General features: G+C 67.5%; 18 protein-coding genes. 10 read left to right on the top strand and 8 right to left on the bottom strand.

Features of this window, described 5'->3' with window-relative positions; translation table 11 throughout:
- Window positions 1-144: 144 nt before the first annotated feature.
- On the bottom strand, window positions 145-996 hold the full coding sequence (locus tag G3I17_RS31740; protein ID WP_164601481.1) for a fumarylacetoacetate hydrolase family protein: 852 nt from the start codon (window positions 994-996) through the stop codon (window positions 145-147).
- A gap of 23 nt (window positions 997-1,019) precedes the next feature.
- Window positions 1,020-1,715, bottom strand: coding sequence for a GntR family transcriptional regulator (locus tag G3I17_RS31735; protein WP_164601479.1), 696 nt, complete (start codon window positions 1,713-1,715; stop codon window positions 1,020-1,022).
- A 179-nt stretch (window positions 1,716-1,894) separates the two neighbouring features.
- Between G3I17_RS31735 and G3I17_RS31730 the strand changes: the two genes are divergently transcribed.
- The 6 genes from G3I17_RS31730 to G3I17_RS31705 are packed head-to-tail and all read left to right on the top strand — an operon-like array spanning window position 1,895 to window position 8,558.
- Window positions 1,895-2,989: a substrate-binding domain-containing protein gene (locus tag G3I17_RS31730; protein WP_203591029.1), complete on the top strand. Its 1,095-nt coding sequence runs from the start codon at window positions 1,895-1,897 to the stop codon at window positions 2,987-2,989.
- On the top strand, window positions 2,986-4,098 hold the full coding sequence (locus G3I17_RS31725) for a mandelate racemase/muconate lactonizing enzyme family protein (protein WP_164601477.1): 1,113 nt from the start codon (window positions 2,986-2,988) through the stop codon (window positions 4,096-4,098). Before G3I17_RS31730 ends, G3I17_RS31725 begins: the two co-directional genes overlap by 4 nt.
- 32 nt (window positions 4,099-4,130) lie before the next feature.
- Window positions 4,131-5,180 carry an ABC transporter permease gene (locus G3I17_RS31720; protein ID WP_164601504.1) on the top strand — a complete coding sequence of 350 codons (1,050 nt, stop codon included), beginning with the start codon at window positions 4,131-4,133 and terminating at the stop codon, window positions 5,178-5,180.
- Window positions 5,177-6,184, top strand: a complete 1,008-nt coding sequence (locus G3I17_RS31715; protein WP_164601475.1) for an ABC transporter permease — start codon at window positions 5,177-5,179, stop codon at window positions 6,182-6,184. Before G3I17_RS31720 ends, G3I17_RS31715 begins: the two co-directional genes overlap by 4 nt.
- Window positions 6,181-7,716: a sugar ABC transporter ATP-binding protein gene (locus G3I17_RS31710; RefSeq protein ID WP_164601473.1), complete on the top strand. Its 1,536-nt coding sequence runs from the start codon at window positions 6,181-6,183 to the stop codon at window positions 7,714-7,716. The genes G3I17_RS31715 and G3I17_RS31710 overlap by 4 nt, the downstream gene beginning before the upstream one ends.
- Window positions 7,713-8,558 carry an amidohydrolase family protein gene (locus tag G3I17_RS31705; protein WP_164601471.1) on the top strand — a complete coding sequence of 282 codons (846 nt, stop codon included), beginning with the start codon at window positions 7,713-7,715 and terminating at the stop codon, window positions 8,556-8,558. Before G3I17_RS31710 ends, G3I17_RS31705 begins: the two co-directional genes overlap by 4 nt.
- A gap of 13 nt (window positions 8,559-8,571) precedes the next feature.
- Here G3I17_RS31705 and G3I17_RS31700 read toward each other — a convergent pair whose 3' ends face one another.
- The gene (locus tag G3I17_RS31700) at window positions 8,572-9,273 is read right to left on the bottom strand and encodes a hypothetical protein (RefSeq protein ID WP_164601469.1); all 702 of its coding nucleotides are present in this window, start codon (window positions 9,271-9,273) and stop codon (window positions 8,572-8,574) included.
- Between the two features lie 31 nt (window positions 9,274-9,304).
- Window positions 9,305-10,360, bottom strand: coding sequence for a DNA polymerase IV (locus G3I17_RS31695; RefSeq protein WP_164601467.1), 1,056 nt, complete (start codon window positions 10,358-10,360; stop codon window positions 9,305-9,307).
- A gap of 87 nt (window positions 10,361-10,447) precedes the next feature.
- Here G3I17_RS31695 and G3I17_RS31690 point away from each other — a divergent pair, with 87 nt between their 5' ends.
- Window positions 10,448-11,317 carry an NAD-dependent epimerase/dehydratase family protein gene (locus G3I17_RS31690; RefSeq protein WP_164601465.1) on the top strand — a complete coding sequence of 290 codons (870 nt, stop codon included), beginning with the start codon at window positions 10,448-10,450 and terminating at the stop codon, window positions 11,315-11,317.
- Here the strand turns inward: G3I17_RS31690 and G3I17_RS31685 are convergent.
- Window positions 11,314-11,787 carry a GNAT family N-acetyltransferase gene (locus G3I17_RS31685; protein ID WP_164601463.1) on the bottom strand — a complete coding sequence of 158 codons (474 nt, stop codon included), beginning with the start codon at window positions 11,785-11,787 and terminating at the stop codon, window positions 11,314-11,316. The genes G3I17_RS31690 and G3I17_RS31685 overlap by 4 nt on opposite strands.
- Before the next feature lie 194 nt (window positions 11,788-11,981).
- Here G3I17_RS31685 and G3I17_RS31680 point away from each other — a divergent pair, with 194 nt between their 5' ends.
- Window positions 11,982-14,366: an immune inhibitor A domain-containing protein gene (locus tag G3I17_RS31680; RefSeq protein WP_164601461.1), complete on the top strand. Its 2,385-nt coding sequence runs from the start codon at window positions 11,982-11,984 to the stop codon at window positions 14,364-14,366.
- Between the two features lie 121 nt (window positions 14,367-14,487).
- On the top strand, window positions 14,488-14,799 hold the full coding sequence (locus tag G3I17_RS31675; protein WP_164601459.1) for a WhiB family transcriptional regulator: 312 nt from the start codon (window positions 14,488-14,490) through the stop codon (window positions 14,797-14,799).
- Between the two features lie 34 nt (window positions 14,800-14,833).
- Here the strand turns inward: G3I17_RS31675 and G3I17_RS31670 are convergent, their stop codons facing one another.
- The 3 genes from G3I17_RS31670 to G3I17_RS31660 all read right to left on the bottom strand — a co-directional run bounded on the left by G3I17_RS31670 (window position 14,834) and on the right by G3I17_RS31660 (window position 18,127).
- Complete coding sequence (locus tag G3I17_RS31670; RefSeq protein ID WP_203591048.1) at window positions 14,834-15,133, bottom strand: zf-TFIIB domain-containing protein; 300 nt, start codon at window positions 15,131-15,133, stop codon at window positions 14,834-14,836.
- 121 nt (window positions 15,134-15,254) lie between these two features.
- A complete protein-coding gene (locus tag G3I17_RS31665; protein ID WP_164601455.1) occupies window positions 15,255-17,162 on the bottom strand; it encodes a penicillin-binding transpeptidase domain-containing protein in 1,908 nt (635 codons plus the stop codon).
- A 203-nt stretch (window positions 17,163-17,365) separates the two neighbouring features.
- A complete protein-coding gene (locus G3I17_RS31660) occupies window positions 17,366-18,127 on the bottom strand; it encodes a VOC family protein (protein WP_164601453.1) in 762 nt (253 codons plus the stop codon).
- A 129-nt stretch (window positions 18,128-18,256) separates the two neighbouring features.
- Here G3I17_RS31660 and G3I17_RS31655 point away from each other — a divergent pair, with 129 nt between their 5' ends.
- Window positions 18,257-18,586 (top strand): L-rhamnose mutarotase, encoded by a 330-nt coding sequence (locus tag G3I17_RS31655; RefSeq protein ID WP_164601451.1) that lies wholly within the window; start codon window positions 18,257-18,259, stop codon window positions 18,584-18,586.
- Window positions 18,587-18,610 lie beyond the last annotated feature (24 nt).

Here is an 18,610-nt window from a genome sequence, read left to right as displayed (position 1 = left end):
ACCCCTCAGACGGGCCAGGCCACCGGCGGGAGTAGGCGGATCGGGATGGGTCGGCCGTGGGATGGGGGTCGAGGAAGGCACTCAGCCGGTATTAGGAGTGAGCGGCGGAGGCTGCGTGGGGATTTCTCCCCACGCAGTTCGGGGTCAGGCCTTGGCGAGGGTTTGGGTTTGTTTGCCTAGGCCTTGGATTTCGCATTCGACGGTGTCGCCTGGTGCTAGGTAGGGGAAGCGGCCGGAGAGGGCTACGCCTTCGGGGGTGCCGGTGTTGACCAGGTCGCCCGGGTCGAGGGTCATGTACTGGGAGAGGTCGCGGATGATGGCGGCGACCGAGAAGATCATGTCACGGGTGTTCGAGGACTGGCGGGGCTCGCCGTTGACCCAGGATTTCAGGTCGAGTGCTTGCGGGTCGGCGACCTCGTCAGCCGGTACCAGGGCCGGGCCGAGCGGGTTGAACGTCTCGCAGGACTTGCCCTTGGACCACTGGCCGCCGGATACCTCGAGCTGGAGGGCGCGTTCGGAGACGTCGTTCGACACCGTGTAGCCCGCGATGCAGGCGAGTGCCTCCTCGTCGGAGGTCAGGTAGCGGGCGGTTTTGCCGATGACGACGGCGAGCTCGACCTCCCAGTCTGTCTTGGTGGAGTCGCGGGGGATCAGGATGTCGTCGTTCGGGCCGATGACGGTGTTCGGGTGCTTGTAGAAGACGACCGGGTTCTTCGGCGGTTCGGCGCCGGACTCGGCCGCGTGGGCCGCGTAGTTCAGGCCGATGCAGACGACGGCGCCCGGCTTCGCGATCGGGGCACCCACCCGCAGGCCCTCGACCGAGGCGACCGGGAGCGAGCCGGCGTCGAGCGCGGCCCGGGCGCGGGCGATGCCGTCGGAGGCGAGGAAGGCGCCGTCGATGTCGGCGGTGACGGAGCTCAGGTCGTAGACGGTGCCGTCGGTCGAGCGCACGTACGGGCGCTCTTCGCCGACCGCGCCGAGGCGCAGCAGTTCCACAGAACTCTCCTAGAAAGAAGGGATCACATTTTGTCGAACACAGGCCGCAACCGGGCCCGTGAGGCTTCGATGTGCGCCCGCATCATCGCGGCCGCCTCGTCCGGGTCACCCTTGCGGACCGCGGCCACCACAGCCTTGTGCTCACGCAACGCCTTGGTTGCGATCCCGCCGCCGTAGTACAGGCGAAACAGGTGCAGATGGCAGTGCGTGCGGGCGAAGGACTGCCGCGCGGTCTCGTTGCCGGACAGCTCCAGTACCAGGTCGTGGAACCGCTGGTCGTGCGCAGCCATCGCCTTGTAACTGTCGTAGTCGGGACGATCCGGTACGTCGGTGTAGCTGAGCATCTCGTCCTTGAGCCGGGCCAGATCATCCGGCTCGGTCCGCTCGGCGGCGCGACCGGCCGCCCAGGGCTCGACGTGCAGCCGGTACTCGAAGAGGTCCTCGAACTCCTCCCGAGTGAGCCGGGAGGACACCCTGTACCCCCGCAGCGGCTCCTTGATGACCAGGCCGTCGGACTCCAGCCGGGCGAGCGACTCGCGGATCGGCGTCTGTGAGATGCCGAGCTCCCGGGTCAGGGCGTCGATGTTCAGCCGGGTGCCCGGCTCGACCACGCTGTCCATGATCAGGCCCTTGACGGTCTCGTAGACGTCGTCGCTCAGTACCTGTCGCTGAGGCAGGCGCGAGAGTTGCCCCGCCAGACCCGCATGCGCATCTGTCACTGTCGCTCCTCCCGAGGTCCCTATCATGCACGACTGTCCGAAACCGGCGGCCACGGTCCGAAATCGGTCTGCCGAATTCGGTGTACGCAGTCGTTACCCGGACAAGTCTTGACGCCACCAGTGTGAAGCGGCAGCATCAGCTACGCAATATCCTATAGGATCTTTGAGGAGTCAGCGCCATGACCGTCCACTCGATCTACCGGAAAACCGCCGCCGGACTGGCCGTCGTTGCGCTGGCCGCAACCGGCTGCAGCACCAAGAGCTCCACGGGCAGTGCAAGTGGCACCTCCGGCGACGATGCTTCCACCGGTACGTCGACCGGACCGGTGGAACTCAAGGACGGCTCGAGCGTCAAGCTCGCCCTCATCCCGGGCGGCGCGCACCCCTATTTCCAGCCCTGGAAGACCACCGCCGACCTGGACAAGACCGATTTCAAGCTCGGTGGTGTGACATTCAACGAAACCGGCGAGTGGGACCAGAGCAAGCAGAACAACGTGATCAACTCGCTGGCAGCCCAGGGCTACAACGCGTTCGGCATCTTCGGCGTCTCGCCGACCGACATCAACTCCACCTTCGAGGACCTGAAGGCGAAGGGGTTCGCGGTCGGCTCGCTCGCGTCCTGCCCGGCCGGTGACACCAACGCGGCCGACTTCTGCCTGTCCACGGACGTCGAGGCAGCGGCGTACAAGGCGACCCAGGCAACGATCGAGGCGATCGGCGGCGAAGGCACGATCGTGCACCTGACCGGCAACAACGTCGACTCGAACACCCAGCGCCGGATCGCCGGCGTGAAGAAGGCGATCGCCGAGACCAACGGCAAGGTGACCGAACTACCGGTGATCACCGACATCGACAAGGACCTGCAGACCGCGCAGAAGGCCGTCGCCGACCTGCTTGCCTCGAAGGGCAAGGAGATCAAGGGCATCGTCACCACCGCCTACAACCCGGCCGTCGCCGCGGCCGACGGGGTGGCCAGCAGCAAGCTTCCGATCAAGGTGGTGGCGATCGACGACGACGCCAAGATCCTGTCCGGGATCAAGTCCGGCGGCGTCGCCGCGACGGTCACCCAGAACCCGGTCGGCCAGGCGTACGTCGGTGGCTGGCTGCTCGCCCTGCTCGGCTCCAAGCAGTGCACGATGAAGACGCCCGGCGTGATCGTCGACTCCGGCTCGTTCGTCGTCACCAAGGCCAACGTCGACACCTACGACACCGAGCGCAAGGCCAAGACGACCGCGCTGCAGAAGGACTTCGCCGCGCAGCTGAGCTGCAAGTGAGTGGACTGAAGACCTTGCCCAAGACAACGATCAGCCGCGCCGAGGCCTTCCTGGTCGACCTCGAGGTGGAGACCGTCCGGACCGACGCGGTCCAGTCCTTCCTCAAGCAGGAGACGATCTTCGTCGAGCTCGAGACCACCGACGGGTACTCCGGACTCGGCTACTCCTACACGATCGGTACCGGTGGTACCGCCGTCCTCTCGATGCTGCGCGATCACCTGTTGCCGCGGCTGGTCGGCGCCGACGCCCGCAACGTCGAGGGGATCTGGTTCGACCTGTTCGCCTCCACCCGGGCGACGACGGTCGGCGCGATCACCTCGCTCGCGCTCGCCTCGGTCGACACCGCCCTGTGGGATCTGCGCTGTCGCCGGGCGGACCAACCGCTCTGGCGGCTCGCGGGTGGCTTCCGTCAGCGCGTGCCGCTGTACGACACCGAAGGCGGTTGGTTGCACCTGACAACGGACCAGCTCGTCGCCGGCGCGCTCGCCTCGCAGAAGGCCGGCTGGCCCGGGGTGAAGCTCAAGGTGGGCAAGCCGCGCGTCCACGAGGATCTCGAGCGGCTGTCCGCGGTACGGGATGCTGTCGGTCCGGCCCTCGACATCATGGTCGACGCCAACCAGTCGATGACGTACGCCGAAGCGAAGCGCCGCGCCCGTGCATTCGAGCCGCTCGACCTGAGCTGGTTCGAGGAGCCGTTGCCGGCCGACGATCTGACCGGGCACGTCCGGCTGGCCGAGTCCACCTCGATCCCGATCGCGGTCGGCGAGTCGATGTACTCGATCTCGCAGTTCCGCGAGTACGTCGCCGCGGGCGCGGCCGGCATCATCCAGGTGGACGTCGCCCGGATCGGCGGCATCACCCCGTGGCTGAAGGTGGCGCACCTGGCCGAGACCTTCAACCTCGAGGTCTGCCCGCACTTCCTGATGGAGCTCCACGTCAGCCTGACGGCCGCGGTACCGAACGGCCGGTACGTCGAACACATCCCGCAGTTGCGGGCGATCACCAAGAGCGAGATGGAGATCGTCGAGGGGCACGCCGTCGCACCCGACGAACCAGGCCTCGGGATCGACTGGGACCGGGACGCGATCGACGACCGGCGGGTCTCGTGAGCGCACCCGTCTCGGAGACCGCCACCGCGGCGCTGCAGGAACCGGACGCACCGGTCGAGCAGCCGCGCGGTGGGCGCACTCCCTGGTGGGCCAATCAGCGGATCGGCCTGCTGATCCTGGTGGTGGCGCTCTCCGCGCTCTTCGGGATCCTCCGCCCCGCGTTCTTCAACCAGCAGCTGGTGATCTTCCCGCTGCTCCGCGATATCGCGATGTTCACCGTCGTCGGCCTGGCCCAGATGTGCGTGCTGTCGATCGGCCACATGAACCTCGCCGTCGGCCGGATGGCGGCCTTCTCGATGATGATCACGGGCATCTCGTATGACCTGTGGCACTTCAGCCTGTACGCCGGTCTGCTGGTCGGCCTGATCGCCGGTACTGCGATCGGCGCGCTCGCGGGCTGGGTGATCGCCCGGACCGGCGTGAACTCCTTCGTCGTCACGCTGGCCCTCGACTTCCTGCTGCTCGGGCTGATTCCGCTCGTCTACACCGGGCTGACCGACAACGCCGCCTTCGTCACCAAGCCGCCGGGGATGCGCGAGCTGCGCAACTACTCGCTCGCGGACGTCTGCATCGGCAACGTCTGCGGCTCGCCCGCCGTGCCGCAGCTGGCCATGTTCGCGGTGATCGCCATGATCGTGGTCGGCTGGATCTACAGCCGGACCAAGCTCGGTCGCGAGCTGTTGATGACCGGTACTTCGGTGAAGGCCGCCGAGTTGTCGGGGATCCCAACCGCTCGCCGGGTGATCACGGCGCATGCCATGTCGGGCTGTCTGGCGGCGCTGGCCGGGTTCATGCTCGCGGTGAGCACCGGGTCGATCAAGGCGACGATCGGCGAGGAGTTCATGCTGCCGTCGTTCCTCGGCCCGATCCTCGGCGGGACGCTGCTGGCCGGCGGTTTCATTTCGATCTGGGGCACGTTGCTCGGTACCGCGCTGACCTCGGTGATCCGGAAAGGCCTTGATCTGCTGGGGGTCGGGCTGGAGAGCCTGAACATCTACCTCGGGCTGATCCTGCTCGTCGCGCTCTCGACCGACCGGTTCCGAACAGTGCTGTCCGACCGGCAGGGGGTGAAGGAGAGATGAAGCCGTTCGCTCTGCGGTTCGCGAAGACGACCGAGATGACTCTGCTGGTGATCGGCGTGGTGTTCTTCATCGCTTTGGTGATCGCCTCGCACGGTGACCTGCTCGAGGCGAATTCACTGCGAGTGCTCCTTCAGTTCCTTGCGGTGCCGGTACTGATCGGATTGGCTCAGATGGTGGTCTTGGCCGTGGGTCAACTCAACCTCGCCGTCGGTGCCGTCGGCGGGTTCGCCGCGTGCGCGATGGGCGTGCTGATGGCCGACCACGGCGTGCCCGTGCCGCTCGCGCTGCTGATCGGCTTCCTGCTCGCGACGCTCGCCGGCTTGGCCAACGGGCTGCTCGTCGTGCTGACCCGGATCAACGGGTTCATCGTCACGCTGGCGACGATGACCGTGCTGCTCGGCGTGCAGTACCGGCTGGTGGGCACGCGCACGATCGACGCCTATCCCCAAGGACTGAAGAGCTTCGGCTCGTACGCCGTGTTCGGGGTGCTCCCGTTGATCTTCCTGGTGGCGCTGCTGGTGGCCGGGTTGCTCGCGCTGATGTTGCGCCGGACGGTCCCTGGGCGGCAGCTGCTCGCCTCAGGCGGGAACCCCATTGCCGCAAGGCTTTCGGGGATCTCCAACGACCGCTCGGTGATCGTCGCGCACACGCTGTCCGGCGCGATCCTCGGCGTCGCGGCGGTCCTGACCATCGCGTCGTCGCCGGGCGTGAACAAGAGCATCGGCGGCGACTGGCTGCTGCCGAGCTTCGCCGCGCCGATCATCGGTGGCGCCCTCCTCACCGGCGGCTCGGCAGTCGTGCTCGGTACGGTGCTGGCCGCCTTCATCGTGCGCTTCGTCGACACGGCTCGGGCGGAGTTCTCGCTCGAGCCCAGCTGGGTGAACTTCGTCGTCGGCACCGTCGTGCTCGGCTCGGTGGTCCTCGGCCAGGTCCGAACCCGCCGCCAGGAGCGGCGTACGGTCGTCAAAGCGCCGGACGCTGCCGTGGCAGGAGGGGTCTCATGACGCTGTTCGAAGCCTCCGCTGTGGACAAGTTGTTCCCTGGTGTCCGGGCGCTCGACGGGGTGACGCTGAAGCTCGAAGCGGGCTCGGTGCACGCGTTGCTGGGGGAGAACGGTGCCGGCAAGTCGACCCTGATCAAGGTGATCACCGGGCTCTACAAGCCGGATGGCGGGCGGCTGTTGCTGGACGGCAAAGAGGTCACCTTCGGGTCGCCGCACGAATCGGCCTCGGCCGGGATCGGCGTCGTGCACCAGGAGCGCAACCTGATCCCGGGCTTCACGATCGGGGAGAACATCCTGCTCCAGAAGCTGCCGACCTCCCGCGGACTGGTGGATCGCGGCCGGATCCGGTCCGAGGCGTCGCGCTGGCTGGCCGAGCTCGACCTGGAGCTCGACCCGGATCTGCCGGTGACGGAGCTGTCCGTCGCGCAGGCGCAGCTGGTCGAGATCGCGAAGGCGCTCTCGATCGAGAGCCGGGTGCTGCTGCTCGACGAGCCGACGGCCTCGATCACGCCGAACGAGGCCGAGCGGCTCTTCCGGGTGGTCGAGAAGCTCAAGAACGACGGGCGCGCGGTGCTGTTCGTCAGCCACAAGCTCGAAGAGGTCTTCCAGATCTGCGACACCGTCACGGTGCTGCGGGACGGTTCGTCGGTGCTCGAGTCCGGCGCCTTGTCGGACCTCACGCGTGACCAGGTCGTCGACCTGATGGTGGGTCGGGTGCACGAGGCACTGACGCTCCCGCCGCGGACGGTCGCCGCCGATGCGGCGCCATTGCTGGAGCTCTCGGGAGTCGGTACTGCGACCGGCCACGTGGGCGTCGACCTCAGCGTGCGGCCGGGGGAGATCGTCGGGCTCTACGGGCTCGTCGGCGCCGGCCGGAGTGAGCTGGCCAAGGCGCTGCTCGGGCTCGACCGGATCACGGCGGGCGAAGTACGGGTGCGGGGTGAGGCGGTGCGGATTCGGAACGTGCGGGACGCGCTGAAGAACCACAAGATCGGGTATGTCACCGAGAACCGCAAGGAGGAAGGCGTCTTCCTGGAGCAGTCGGTGCAACGCAACATCGCTGTGACGGTGTGGGATCGGCTGCAGAAGCGGCTCGGGCGGGTTCCGGGGCTGTCCTACGTGCCGAAGAAGGCGGAGTCCGCTCTGGTCGCCGAGTACGTCGAGCAGCTCGGGATCCGGATCGCGTCACCGGAGCAACTCGCCGGCACTCTGTCGGGCGGCAATCAGCAGAAGGTCTCGCTGGCGAAGTGGCTGGCGGCGAAGACCGAGATCCTGATCATCGACGAGCCGACGGTCGGTATCGATGTCCGCACCAAGGACGCCTTCCACACCCTGATCTGGGATCTGGCCGCCAACGGCCTGGCCATCCTGCTGATCACTTCGGACCTGCCGGAGATGATCACGCTGGCCGACCGGGTGGTCGTCATGCGAGATTTCCGGGTCCGTGGCGAAGTCCCGAACACCCATGACTACGACACGATGAGCCACCAGGTCATCCGCCTCATCCACGCGGAAGGAACGGCCGCAGCATGAGCGGGCGAGTTGACGCGCACCACCACGTCTGGGATCTGAGTGTCCGGGAGCAGACCTGGATGGTGGGGCCGGGGCTGGATCCGGTCCGGCGGAACTTCTCGGTCGACGAGCTTGCTCCACTGGCGGCGGAAGCCGGGGTGACGTCGACGGTGCTGGTGCAGACAGTTGGCGTGGCTGCTGAGACGCCCGAGTTCCTGGAAGTTGCTACTGGCAACGAATTGGTGGCAGGTGTGGTCGGGTGGGTTGATCTCACCGCGGCCGAGGTCAACGAGGCGTTGGCGGCGTTGAAGGAGCGGGCGGATGGTGCGTGGCTGAAGGGCATCCGGCATCAGGTGCACGACGAGCCCGACCCGCGGTGGTTGTGCCGCGACGACGTACGCACAGGGCTTGCAGCGGTCGCCGATGCGGGGCTGGTCTACGACCTGCTGACGAAGACTCCGCACCTGCCGGCCGCGCTGGAGACCGCGCAGGCTCTACCGCAACTGTCATTCGTCGTCGACCACATCTCCAAGCCGGTCATCGGCGGCGACCTCGAGCCCTGGGCTTCTGAGCTCAGAGCACTCGCTGCCCTGCCGAACGTCTCCTGCAAGCTCTCCGGCATGGTGACCGAGGCATCCTGGACAGATTGGAAAGTCTCCGACCTCCAGCCCTACGTCGAGGTGGTACTGGACGCCTTCGGCCCCGACCGAGTGATGTTCGGCTCCGACTGGCCCGTCTGCCTACTCGCCGCCTCGTACGCCGAAGTAGTCCAAGCAGCCACCGACCTGACAGCCATCCTCACCACCGCCGAACGCGAGGCGATCTTCGGCAACACAGCCCGTCGCGTCTACAACCTCACCTGACTGGCCGCTCGGGTCAGGGGAGCCGGATGAAGTCCTCGGTCGCCTTGGCGGTGATGGCAGCCAAGGCGGCGGCGTCCTGGGGACGACCGCCGGTGCTGACCTCGAACATGGTGTGGGCGGTGTCGTCGATGGAGACGAAGCGGTCGACCACCAGTCGGGGCCCTCGGTTGGGGTCTGTGTAGGTGTAGGTCAGGGTGCGATGGTGGAAGATCACGCCCTGGAAGTTCGGATTGGTCGCGCGGGTGGCGCCGGTTTCGCGAGAGATCAGTTTGAAGTCCTCGGTCGAGGACGAGGTCAGCTCGTACTTGGCGTCCGCGGCGGTCTTGATCGGCTCGTCCTTGGCCGTGGCGTCCACGCGCAGGTTCCACCGGCCGTTCGGGCTGGTGAACTTCACCTCGAACGTCGACAGCTTCACCTTCTTCCAGCCCTTCGGCGCCCAGATGACGACGCCGACCTCCGTCTTCGGGTCGCCCCAGCTTTCGTGCTGGTACCTCACCTGCGCCGCCTTGAGCGCAGGCACCTTGTCGACCGGCTTCGGCTGAGTGCCGACTGGCTTCTTCGCGGCCGGCGGCCCCTTGAGGTCGCCCCCGGCGACCACATTCCACGCACCGCCACCATCAGCGGAGGAGTGCGAGCGAGCCACGGCTGCCGTGGCCAGGCCGCCGGTGGCCAGTACGGCGAGAGCTGCGCTGATGGCGGTTGCGCGGGTCAACATACCCGTTGGACGCGTTCTTCCGGGCAGAAGTTCAGGGCCGGGGGAATTCCACCCGGACGCCGAGCAGCCGGACCGGCCGGCGTAGCTCGAACTTCTCCAGCAGGACGAGTGCCGCCGCCGCGACGACCTCAGGATCCTGGGTGATCTCGGGCAGCTTCCGGCTCTTGATCGGTGTGAAGAAGGAGGTGAAGCGAACCTTCACCGCGATCCGCTGGACGCTCCGGCCCTCGGCGACGATCTCGCGGGTGACCGTGAGTGCGATCCGCCGCAACTCGCGCTCGACCTCGGCGCGGTCGGCAAGATCGACAGCGAATGTCTCCTCATGACTCCGCGACACCGGCTCGCGCGGTACGTCGGTCACCTCGGTGTCACCGAGCCCGCGCCCGAGCGCGAGATACCACGCCCCCATGTTCGGCCCGAACCGCTTCGTCAGTACGTCGACGTCGGCCGCCGCGAGCTCCGCCACGGTGAAAAGCCCCAATTCGTTGAGGTTCTGCGACATCCGGCTGCCGATACCCCACAGCTCACGCACCGGACGCTCGTGCATCACCTCGACCCAGTTGGCGGCGGTCAACCGATAGATCCCCAAGCCGCTCCCGCTGTCCCGCTTGCCGAATCCGGTGGCGAGCTTGGCCCGCACCTTGTTGTCACCGATCCCGATCGAGCACGCCAACCCCGTCCGTTCCAGTACTGCGGCCCGCAGCTCGCCGGCCAGCGCCTCCGGATCATCCGTCGAAGCACCGACGAAGCACTCGTCCCAACCCCACACCTCGACGATCACCGGGAACTCGCGCAGCGTGTCCATCACCTCGGCCGACGCAGCGTCGTACGCCGCCGGATCGGTCGCCAGGAACACCGCGACGGGGCACTTCTTCAGAGCCGCCCGCAACGGCATGCCCGAGTGCACCCCGAACTCACGCGCCTCGTACGACGCGGTGGCGACCACTTGCCGGGCCTGGGTGGGATCACCCGAACCGCCGACGACAACCGGCAGCCCACGCAGCTCAGGCCGGCGGCGGATCTCCACCGCGGCGATGAACTGATCCATGTCGACGTGCAGCAACCACCAGCCAGGTGACGTGCTCATACCCCAGAGGTATCACAGACGGCAGAACAGGTCTTGGACTACGCAGAGCGACAGACGGAGGCTGGAGAGGACAGAAAGGGAACATTCATGAAGGTATTTCTGACCGGCGGTTCCGGCTACATCGGCCGGGCGACGATCGAGGCGCTGCTCCGGCACGGACACGAGGTGACCTCGCTGGCCCGGAGCGACCAGGCGGTCGACACGGTCACCGCCCTCGGCGCCAAGGCGGTCGTCGGCGATCTGGCCGATCTCGACGTACTGCGTACTGCCGCCGCGGCCGCCGACGGGGTCATCCACCTCGGCGCGGTCAACAGCCCGGAGGCGGGTGCCATCGACCTGGCCGCTGCCGAGGCAATGCTGGCCGGGCTCGGCGGGCGTGGGGCGTACGTCCACACCGGTGGTGTCTGGGTGTACGGCGACACGGACGGGGTGATCGACGAGACGGCGGAGATGAACCCGCCGGCGATCACGGCTTGGCGGCTGGACAACGAGGCTCAGGTGCTCGCGACGGCGGCCGAAGGGTCGCGTCCGGTGCTGGTCATGCCGGGACTCGTGTACGGGCGAGGGGCCGGGCTGATCGAGGCGTTCTTCGTGGAGCCGGCCCGCGCAGCGGGCGCAGTACCGGTGATCGGTGACGGGACGAACCACACGACCTTGGTGCACGTGGAGGACATCGCCGAGCTGTATGTGCTTGCGTTGAACGCGCCTGCCGGGGCGATGTATCTCGGTGTTGCGGAGAACGTGCAGTTCGCCAAGCTCGCTCCGGCGCTGGCCGAGGCTGCTGGGCTTCCAGGCAGCGTCGAGCAGTTGACGTACGAGGAAGCTGCTGAGCGGATGGGCCCGATCGCGGCCGCGTATGCGCTCGACCAGCGGATCAGCGGCGACCGGGCCAAGCGCGAACTCGGCTGGACCCCGAAGCACCTCGATGCGGTGGCAGACCTGGCGAAGGGCTGCTAGAGCGTCTTGCGCATCTCCTGGGTGACGACCTCGTACCCGAGGGAGTCGTAGAGGCCGGTGGCGACGCTGTTGCTGCCGAAGACGTTCAGGGCGAGGCTGTCGTAGCCGCGGCTGCGGCACTCCTCCTCGCCGGCCAGCATGATCGACCGTCCGTATCCCTTGCCGCGCTGCTCCGCGCGCACCTCGATCAAGTAGACGAACGGAACCGCCTTCTGCGTGCTGATCCACAGGCTGCCGACCGGGGTGCCCTCGTGGTAGGCCAGCCAGACCAGCTGGTTCTCGGTCGTCGGCCCGTCGGTGAGCAGGGTGTCGAACTCTCGGTAGGCGGCCTCCAACGCTGCCGCGGGATCGAGCCGGCGGGCCGGGCCGATATCGGCGGCGTAGTTCTCGCAGCTGTGGGTCTTCCAGCCGTCGTACTCCTCGGCGGTCAGCGGCCGGAGGGAGACAGGCGGTGCTTTCGGGCTGCTCATCTCCGGAAGATACCGCCGCGACAGGTCTGCCGGCAGGGTGAATATCAGGGTCGACATCGCTCGGGGTCACCGTGCGGTGACCCCGAGTGCGGTAGCCTCGCGCGGGATAGATGCCACCGGCTCCTGTCCGGCGCGGGGCCGCCGCTGCGCCGCCAGCGCCAGCCCACCCAACCGATATGGGCCCAGGAGGAAGAGTGCGCTTCGAACCCGCACGGACGACGGCCATCGGGGTCTTGAGTCTCGCGGTACTGACCGGGCTCGGCCAGTTGCCGCAGTCTGTCGCCGGACCGGCTCCGGCCGACGGTGATGCCCCCAGCGGTCCGGCCGCGGTCAAGGCCGGACCGGACGAACTACCCAACGCCCTCGAGGACAAGCGCCGTGACCTGCGCGAACGTGCCTTGGCGAATGTGCTGAACGGCACGGCGAAGGTCGAGCAGCGCGGCACCAGCAAGGTGGTCAAGGTCGGCCAGGAAGTGGCGCGCCCGGCGACCAGCGCCCGGGACAAGGTCCTGGCCAAGCGCAAGGACCAGTACGTCGAGCTGGCGCGGGAGAAGACCGACAGGATCTTCGTGATCCTGGCCGAGTTCGGCGACCAGCGGCACCCGGACTTCCCGGACAAGGACACCGACCCGGACACCGACGGGCCGGCCACCTTCGACGGTCCGGTGCACAACGCGATCCCTGCGCCGGACCGGAGTACCGACAACTCCACCATCTGGCAGGCCGACTACTCACCCGATCACTATCGCCAGCTGTACTTCGGCAAGGGCGATTCGGTGAAGACGTACTACGAGAAGCAGTCGTCGGGCCGGTACAGCGTCGACGGCACCGTCTCGGACTGGGTGAAGGTGCCCTACAACGAGGCGCGGTACGGCCGGAGCAACGGCTACCCGTGCGACGACACCATCTGCGGCAACACCTGGAACCTGATCAGCGACGCCGTCGCGCAGTGGGTCAAGGGCCAGGAAGCGGCCGGCAAGACCGACGCGCAGATCAAGTCCACGCTCGCGTCGTACGACCAGTGGGACCGCTACGACTTCGATGGCGACGGCAACTTCAACGAGCCGGACGGGTACATCGACCACTTCCAGATCGTCCACTCCGGCGGCGACCAGGCCGACGGTGACCCGCAGCAGGGTGAGGACGCGATCTGGTCGCACCGCTGGTACGCCTTCAGCAACCACACCAGCGGACCGTCGGTCAACAAGCTCGGCGGCACCCAGCTCGGCAGCACGGGGTTGTGGATCGGCGACTACACGATCCAGCCGGAGAACGGCGGCCTGAGCGTGTTCGCGCACGAGTACGGGCACGACCTCGGGCTGCCCGACCACTACGACACCTCCGGGCAGCCGAGCCAGAACCCGGTGAACTGGTGGAGCGTGATGTCGCAGTCCCGCTCCGGCGCCAAGGGTGACGTCGGCATCGGGCTGAAGCCGCAGGATCTCGGTACCTGGGACAAGCTGCAGCTCGGCTGGCTCGACTACGAGACGGTGAAGGCGGGGCAGACCAGGACGGTCGACCTCGGCCCGCACGAGTACAACTCGAAGCGGGCCCAGGGCGTCGTGGTCGTCCTGCCGAAGAAGAAGGTGACGACGCAACTCGTCAAGCCTGTCGCCGGTACCAAGTCGTGGTGGAGCGGCACGGGCGACAAGCTGTCGAACACGCTCACCCGCAAGGTCACCCTGCCGGCGGGCAAGGCGTCGCTGGACTTCCAGGCGAACTGGAAGATCGAGGACTGCGGCCCGGATGCCTGCGACTACGCCTACATCGAGGTGAACGACGGGTCGGGCTGGACGGCGATCCCGGGCAGTATCACCAAGGCGGCCGAGGCGAACGGTATCGACGGGGACAGCTCGGGCTGGCAGCCGGCGAAGTTCGACCTGTCCGCGTTCGCGGGGAAGACGATCGACCTGCGGTTCCGGTACGCGACCGACGCGGCGACGCACGAACTGGGCTTCTTCGCCGATGACATCAAGCTGACGGCGGGTGGCAAGACGCTGCTCGACGACGGCGCGGAGAGCGGCGTGAACGGGTGGACGGCGACCGGGTTCGAGCCGGCCGGCGAGTCGGTGACGCGGCAGTACGACAACTACTACCTCGCGTCGAACTACACCTACAACTCCTTCAACAAGTACCTGCAGTACGGCCCGTACAACTTCGTCGGCGCACCGCGGCCGAACTGGGTCGAACACTTCGGGTACCAGGACGGGCTGCTCGTGTCGTACTGGGACACCTCCCAGTCGAACAACGAGACGGCCGTCCACCCCGGTCAGGGGCAGTGGCTGCCGATCGACGCGAACCCGGAGCCGCGGGTCCGGCTCGACGGGGCCTACTGGCGGAGCACGATCCAGAGCTACGACGCGACCTTCGGGTTGCAGAAGTCGGATTCGCTCAACCTCACCGTGGCCGGCAAGAAGAACTACGTGCGCGGCGCGGCCGCAGTACCGGCCTTCGATGACCGGAACGACTTCTGGACGTCGAAGATCCCGTCGTACGGCGTCAAGGTGCCGCACGCCGGGGTGAAGATCCGGGTGCTGACCCAGCAGGGCACCTCGATGCGGATCGTCGTCTCGAAGTAGCCGACGTTTGACGGTGGGTACTTGGTCGGGTGCCGGCGGCTATGCAGACAGCCGTCGGGAACCCGACCAGGTACGAGGTGTCTGTGATGGCTATGAAGGCCGAACGACTCCGGATCCGCCGATGAGGCGCAAGCCGCCCGCCGGGGCGGTCACCAAAGCGCCCGAGGGCCTGCCCTCCGCGATCATCGAGAACTGGGAATGGCATGATCGCGCCGCCTGCCAGGACGTGAACCCCGAGCTGTTCTTCGCCGCCGAGTCCGAACGCGGGCTGCGCAAACGCGCCCGCGAAGTACTCGCCAAATCGCTGTGCGGCACCTGCCCCGTCCGCCGCCAGTGCGCCGAGCACGCGCTGACGGTCGGCGAGATGTACGGCGTCTGGGGCGGGATCACCGAAGAGGAACGCGAACCCGCCCTGCACGGCCGGCACCACTAGCGGCGTCGGCCGGCCGGTCAGCGGTCAGCCCGGGTCAGTCGAAGAGTTCGTCGAAGAAGGACTTCTTCTTCTTGCGCTGCGGGTACTGCTGGTAGCGGTCGCGATCGTTGTCGTAGCGGCGCTTGTCCTCGTACCGCTTCTCCTCGTACCGCGGTTGCACCTGCTGGACCGGCTGCTGGACCGGTTGCGGCCCGTTGAAGGAAATCTCGGCGTCGACGAGCTTCTCCAGCTCACCCCGGTCGAGAAAGATGCCGCGGCACTCGGTGCACTGGTCGACGGTGACGCCGCTGCGCTCATACGTACGCATCGATCCTCGGCACTTGGGGCAGGTCAGGGTCTCCATCACAACACTCTAGGTGACGAAAACCCCGAAACCCCGCGAGTTAAGGGACTTCTTAGGAATCACAGAAGGACCAGCGGAAAAGTCTGCTGGTCCTTCTGTGGTGTTCGGCTGGTCAGCTGAACTTGCTGAGGAAGTTGGCGAGGATCGGGCCGGCCGCCTTGCCGCCGGAGGCGCCGCCTTCGACGATGACGGCGAAGGCCACGTCGCCGCGGTAGCCGACCATCCAGCCGTTCGTGATGACCTTGCCGTTGGCAACTAGCTCGGCGGTGCCGGTCTTCGCGCCGACCGCGCCGTAGGGGGCCAGTGCGTGGCCGGTACCGCCGGTGACGGTGGTGCGCATGAAGGTGCGCAGTGCGGCAGTCGTTGCTGCGGGCAACGGGCTGGCGGCCGGGCCGGCCGGGTCCTTGCCCGGGACGAGCACCGGCTTCAGCGCAGTACCGTGCTGAACCGTGCCCGCCACCATCGCCATCGCCAGCGGGCTGGCCGTCACGGTGCCCTGGCCGATCATCGAGGCCGCCTCGGCGACGTCGTCCTTCGGCGCCGGCACCTCACCGCCGTACGCCGGGATCGAGAGCTTGAGGTCCTGCCCGATCCCGAACATCGCCGCCGCCTTCGTCATCCCGTCGGCCTTCAACCGGGCGTGCTGGGAGATGAACGCGGTGTTGCAGGACTGGTTGAAGGCCTTCTGCATCGGCCCGCTGCCGTACGGCGCCAGGCCGTCGTAGTTCTTGAAGGTCTTGCCGAACACGTTGATCGTGTCGGTGCACGGAAGCGCGGTCGTCGCGGTCAGCCCGCTGCCGAGCAACGCGGCAGAGGTGACGATCTTGAACGTCGAGCCCGGCGCGTACCGGCCCTGGAAGGCGCGGTTGTAGCTCGTCGGGGTCGGCCCGTTCGCCGCGGCGAGGATCTGCCCGGTCGACGGCTGGATCGCGACCAGCGATGCCGGCAGCTTGCTCGTCGCCAGGGCGGCCTCGGCGAAGCGTTGCAGGTTCGGGTCGAGGGTGGTCTTGACCGGCGTACCGGCCTTGCCCTTCTGGGAGAAGACCGTCTTGATCGTCAGCTTGGTCTTGCCGTCGCGCAACGTGACCGTTCCGCCCGGCGTACCGGCGAGCTGCTGCTGGGCCGAGTACTGCAGGCCGGTGGTGCCGACCTGGTCGGTGGCCGACGCGGTCGGTCCGGCGTTCTTGAGCGTGTCGGCGGTTGCCGTCTTCATCGTGCCGAGCACCGAGCGGGCGAAGGTCGGGCTCTCCGCGAGCGACTGCGTGCCGCCCATCGTGAGCACACCGGGCAGCTTGCCCATGGTCGGCCGGAGGGCCTCCCATTCGTTCGCGCGGATCGTGATCGCGTCCACGAACTGACCGGCCGGCGCGGCGACCGCGCGGGCCTTCAGCTTGGCGCCGTCGACCTGGAGCTTGGCGGTGAAGGCCGCGTACGTCGCAGCGGTCGCGACGTTGCCGGAGGCAACCCCGACGATCACGACCGGCCGGTTGGCGGTCAGCGCCTGGCCGTTGCGGTCGAGGATCGAGGCACGGGCCGGCATCGCCCGGACGCGCTTGAGGTAGTTCGCCTCGCCCAGCCCCGGGTAGATGGTGTCGCCGGACGCCTTGATCTTCCAGGCGTCTCCGGTCTTCACCGCGGTCGCCGTACTGGTCCACTTCATCGTGCCGATACCGCGTAGGTCGGCCTCGACGGCGAGATCCTGGGTGCAGTTGTTGTCGTCGGAGCACTTCGCGTCGCCCTGCGGCGTCACGGTGACGGACTGGGCGACCAGCGCGGTATCGACCTCGTCGAGCCGCTTGCCGAACGTGGCCGGCGTGTCGGTCAGCGCCGCGGCCTCCTCCGGTTTGCCGTTCGGCGCCCAGGCTTTGACCCAGGCGGCGGCGAAGTTCTTCACCACCTCCGCCGAGGCTTGCTTCTCGTTGTTGGGGTCTGGCTTGCCCCCGTCGCCCGACTTGCTGTCGGTACAACCGGCGGTGACAAGGACGGCACTCAGACAGACGATGGCAGCAGTTCGCTTCACGTTCTCAACTCTCGCACGGCGACGGGTACACACCTGGAACAGTCTTCGGCGTGTGGCCAGCCTGCCACGAGGGGGAAAATACTCACGCGGCAGACCCTGGACACTCCTACGACGCGCGACCGGCGCCCGAAGTTGGCCTCGGGCTCGCGATTGCCTGGGTGAATCGCCTTGATTTACAGCGCGGATCGGCCGCTACGGCTGGATCAGCCGAGCTGGATGACGGCGAACCGGGCCCCTTCGGGGTCGGTCAGGACGGCTATCCGGCCGAAGTCGGTTTCCAGCGGCTCGCCGTGGATTTCCCCGCCTGACGCGGTGGTTTTGTCGACCGTTCCGTCGGTACTGGTCACGGCGAAATACGGGAGCCAGTGCGGCGGCGTACCGGCCGGGAAGTCGGGGTGGAGTTCGCCGGTGCCCGCGACGGGTTTGTCGGCCGCGTACAGGGCGGCGTACCGGCTGTAACCGCCGATCTCCTCGGCGCGATAGCCGAAGACGGCGGTGTAGAACTCGCGCGCGGTCTCGTAGTCCTCGCTCAGCGCCTCGCTCCAGACCAGCCTGCCAGGACCGGTACTACGCTCGGTACCGATGTGGTCGGTGGCCTGCCAGAGCCCGAAGATCGCGCCGTTCGGGTCGGCGGCGATCGCCATCCGGCCGTGCTGTTCGACGTCGCGCTCGAGAAGTTTCGTCCCTTGCTGCTTCGCCACGGCCGTGAGCGTGTGATCGAGCTGATCGGTGGCCAGGTAGGTGGTCCAGCGGCTCGGGAGATGCTCGGTGCCGGGCTGCTTCGGGCCGATGCCGCCGACATCCTTGCCGTCCAGCTTGCAGACCCGGTAGTCGCGGGTGCCCTGGTGCGCGCATTCCCAGCCGAACAGGTCGGCATAGAACCGGGCTGCAGCCTCGGCGTCGTCGGCTGCCAGATCCACCCAGTTCGGCGTACCAGGCGGCCAGGGCGCGCTCCGCTCGACCATTGGTCCTCCTGCTGGGAATGCGGTGTCCAGGACAGCCCCTTAACCTGCCAGGGACCACCGGCCACGTCGAGGCGATCACGGTGAGTTCGGATAACGGTTCGGTCACTGCCCGGCGTATCCTGCACGATTGTGACCCGCCTAGCACTGCACAGCCGGCTGATCCCCGGGACCGAAGAGGCCTACGAGCTCGAGCACGCCCGCGTGTGGCCCGAACTGATCACCGTCATGAACCAGGCCGGCATCCACGACTGGAGCATCTGGCGAAGCGGCCGGGACCTGTTCCACCTGGTCGAATGCGACGACTACGAAGCCGCGGTGGCCCAACTGTCCCAAGACCCGGTCGACCGCCGCTGGCAGGACCACATGAGCCAATTCGTCGAAAGCTTCGCCCAAAACCCAGAAGGCCTGGCCGGCCAGTCATTGCGCCACGTCTGGACAATGACCGACCAAACCACCTAGGTACGTCCGCGGAAGTACCCGCCC

It is taken from the genome of Streptomyces sp. SID13031, from assembly GCF_010548305.1.
GTDB lineage: Bacteria > Actinomycetota > Actinomycetes > Propionibacteriales > Kribbellaceae > Kribbella.
The sequence above is the reverse complement of the archived record's forward strand: the minus strand, read 5'-3'. Positions and strand labels throughout refer to the sequence as shown.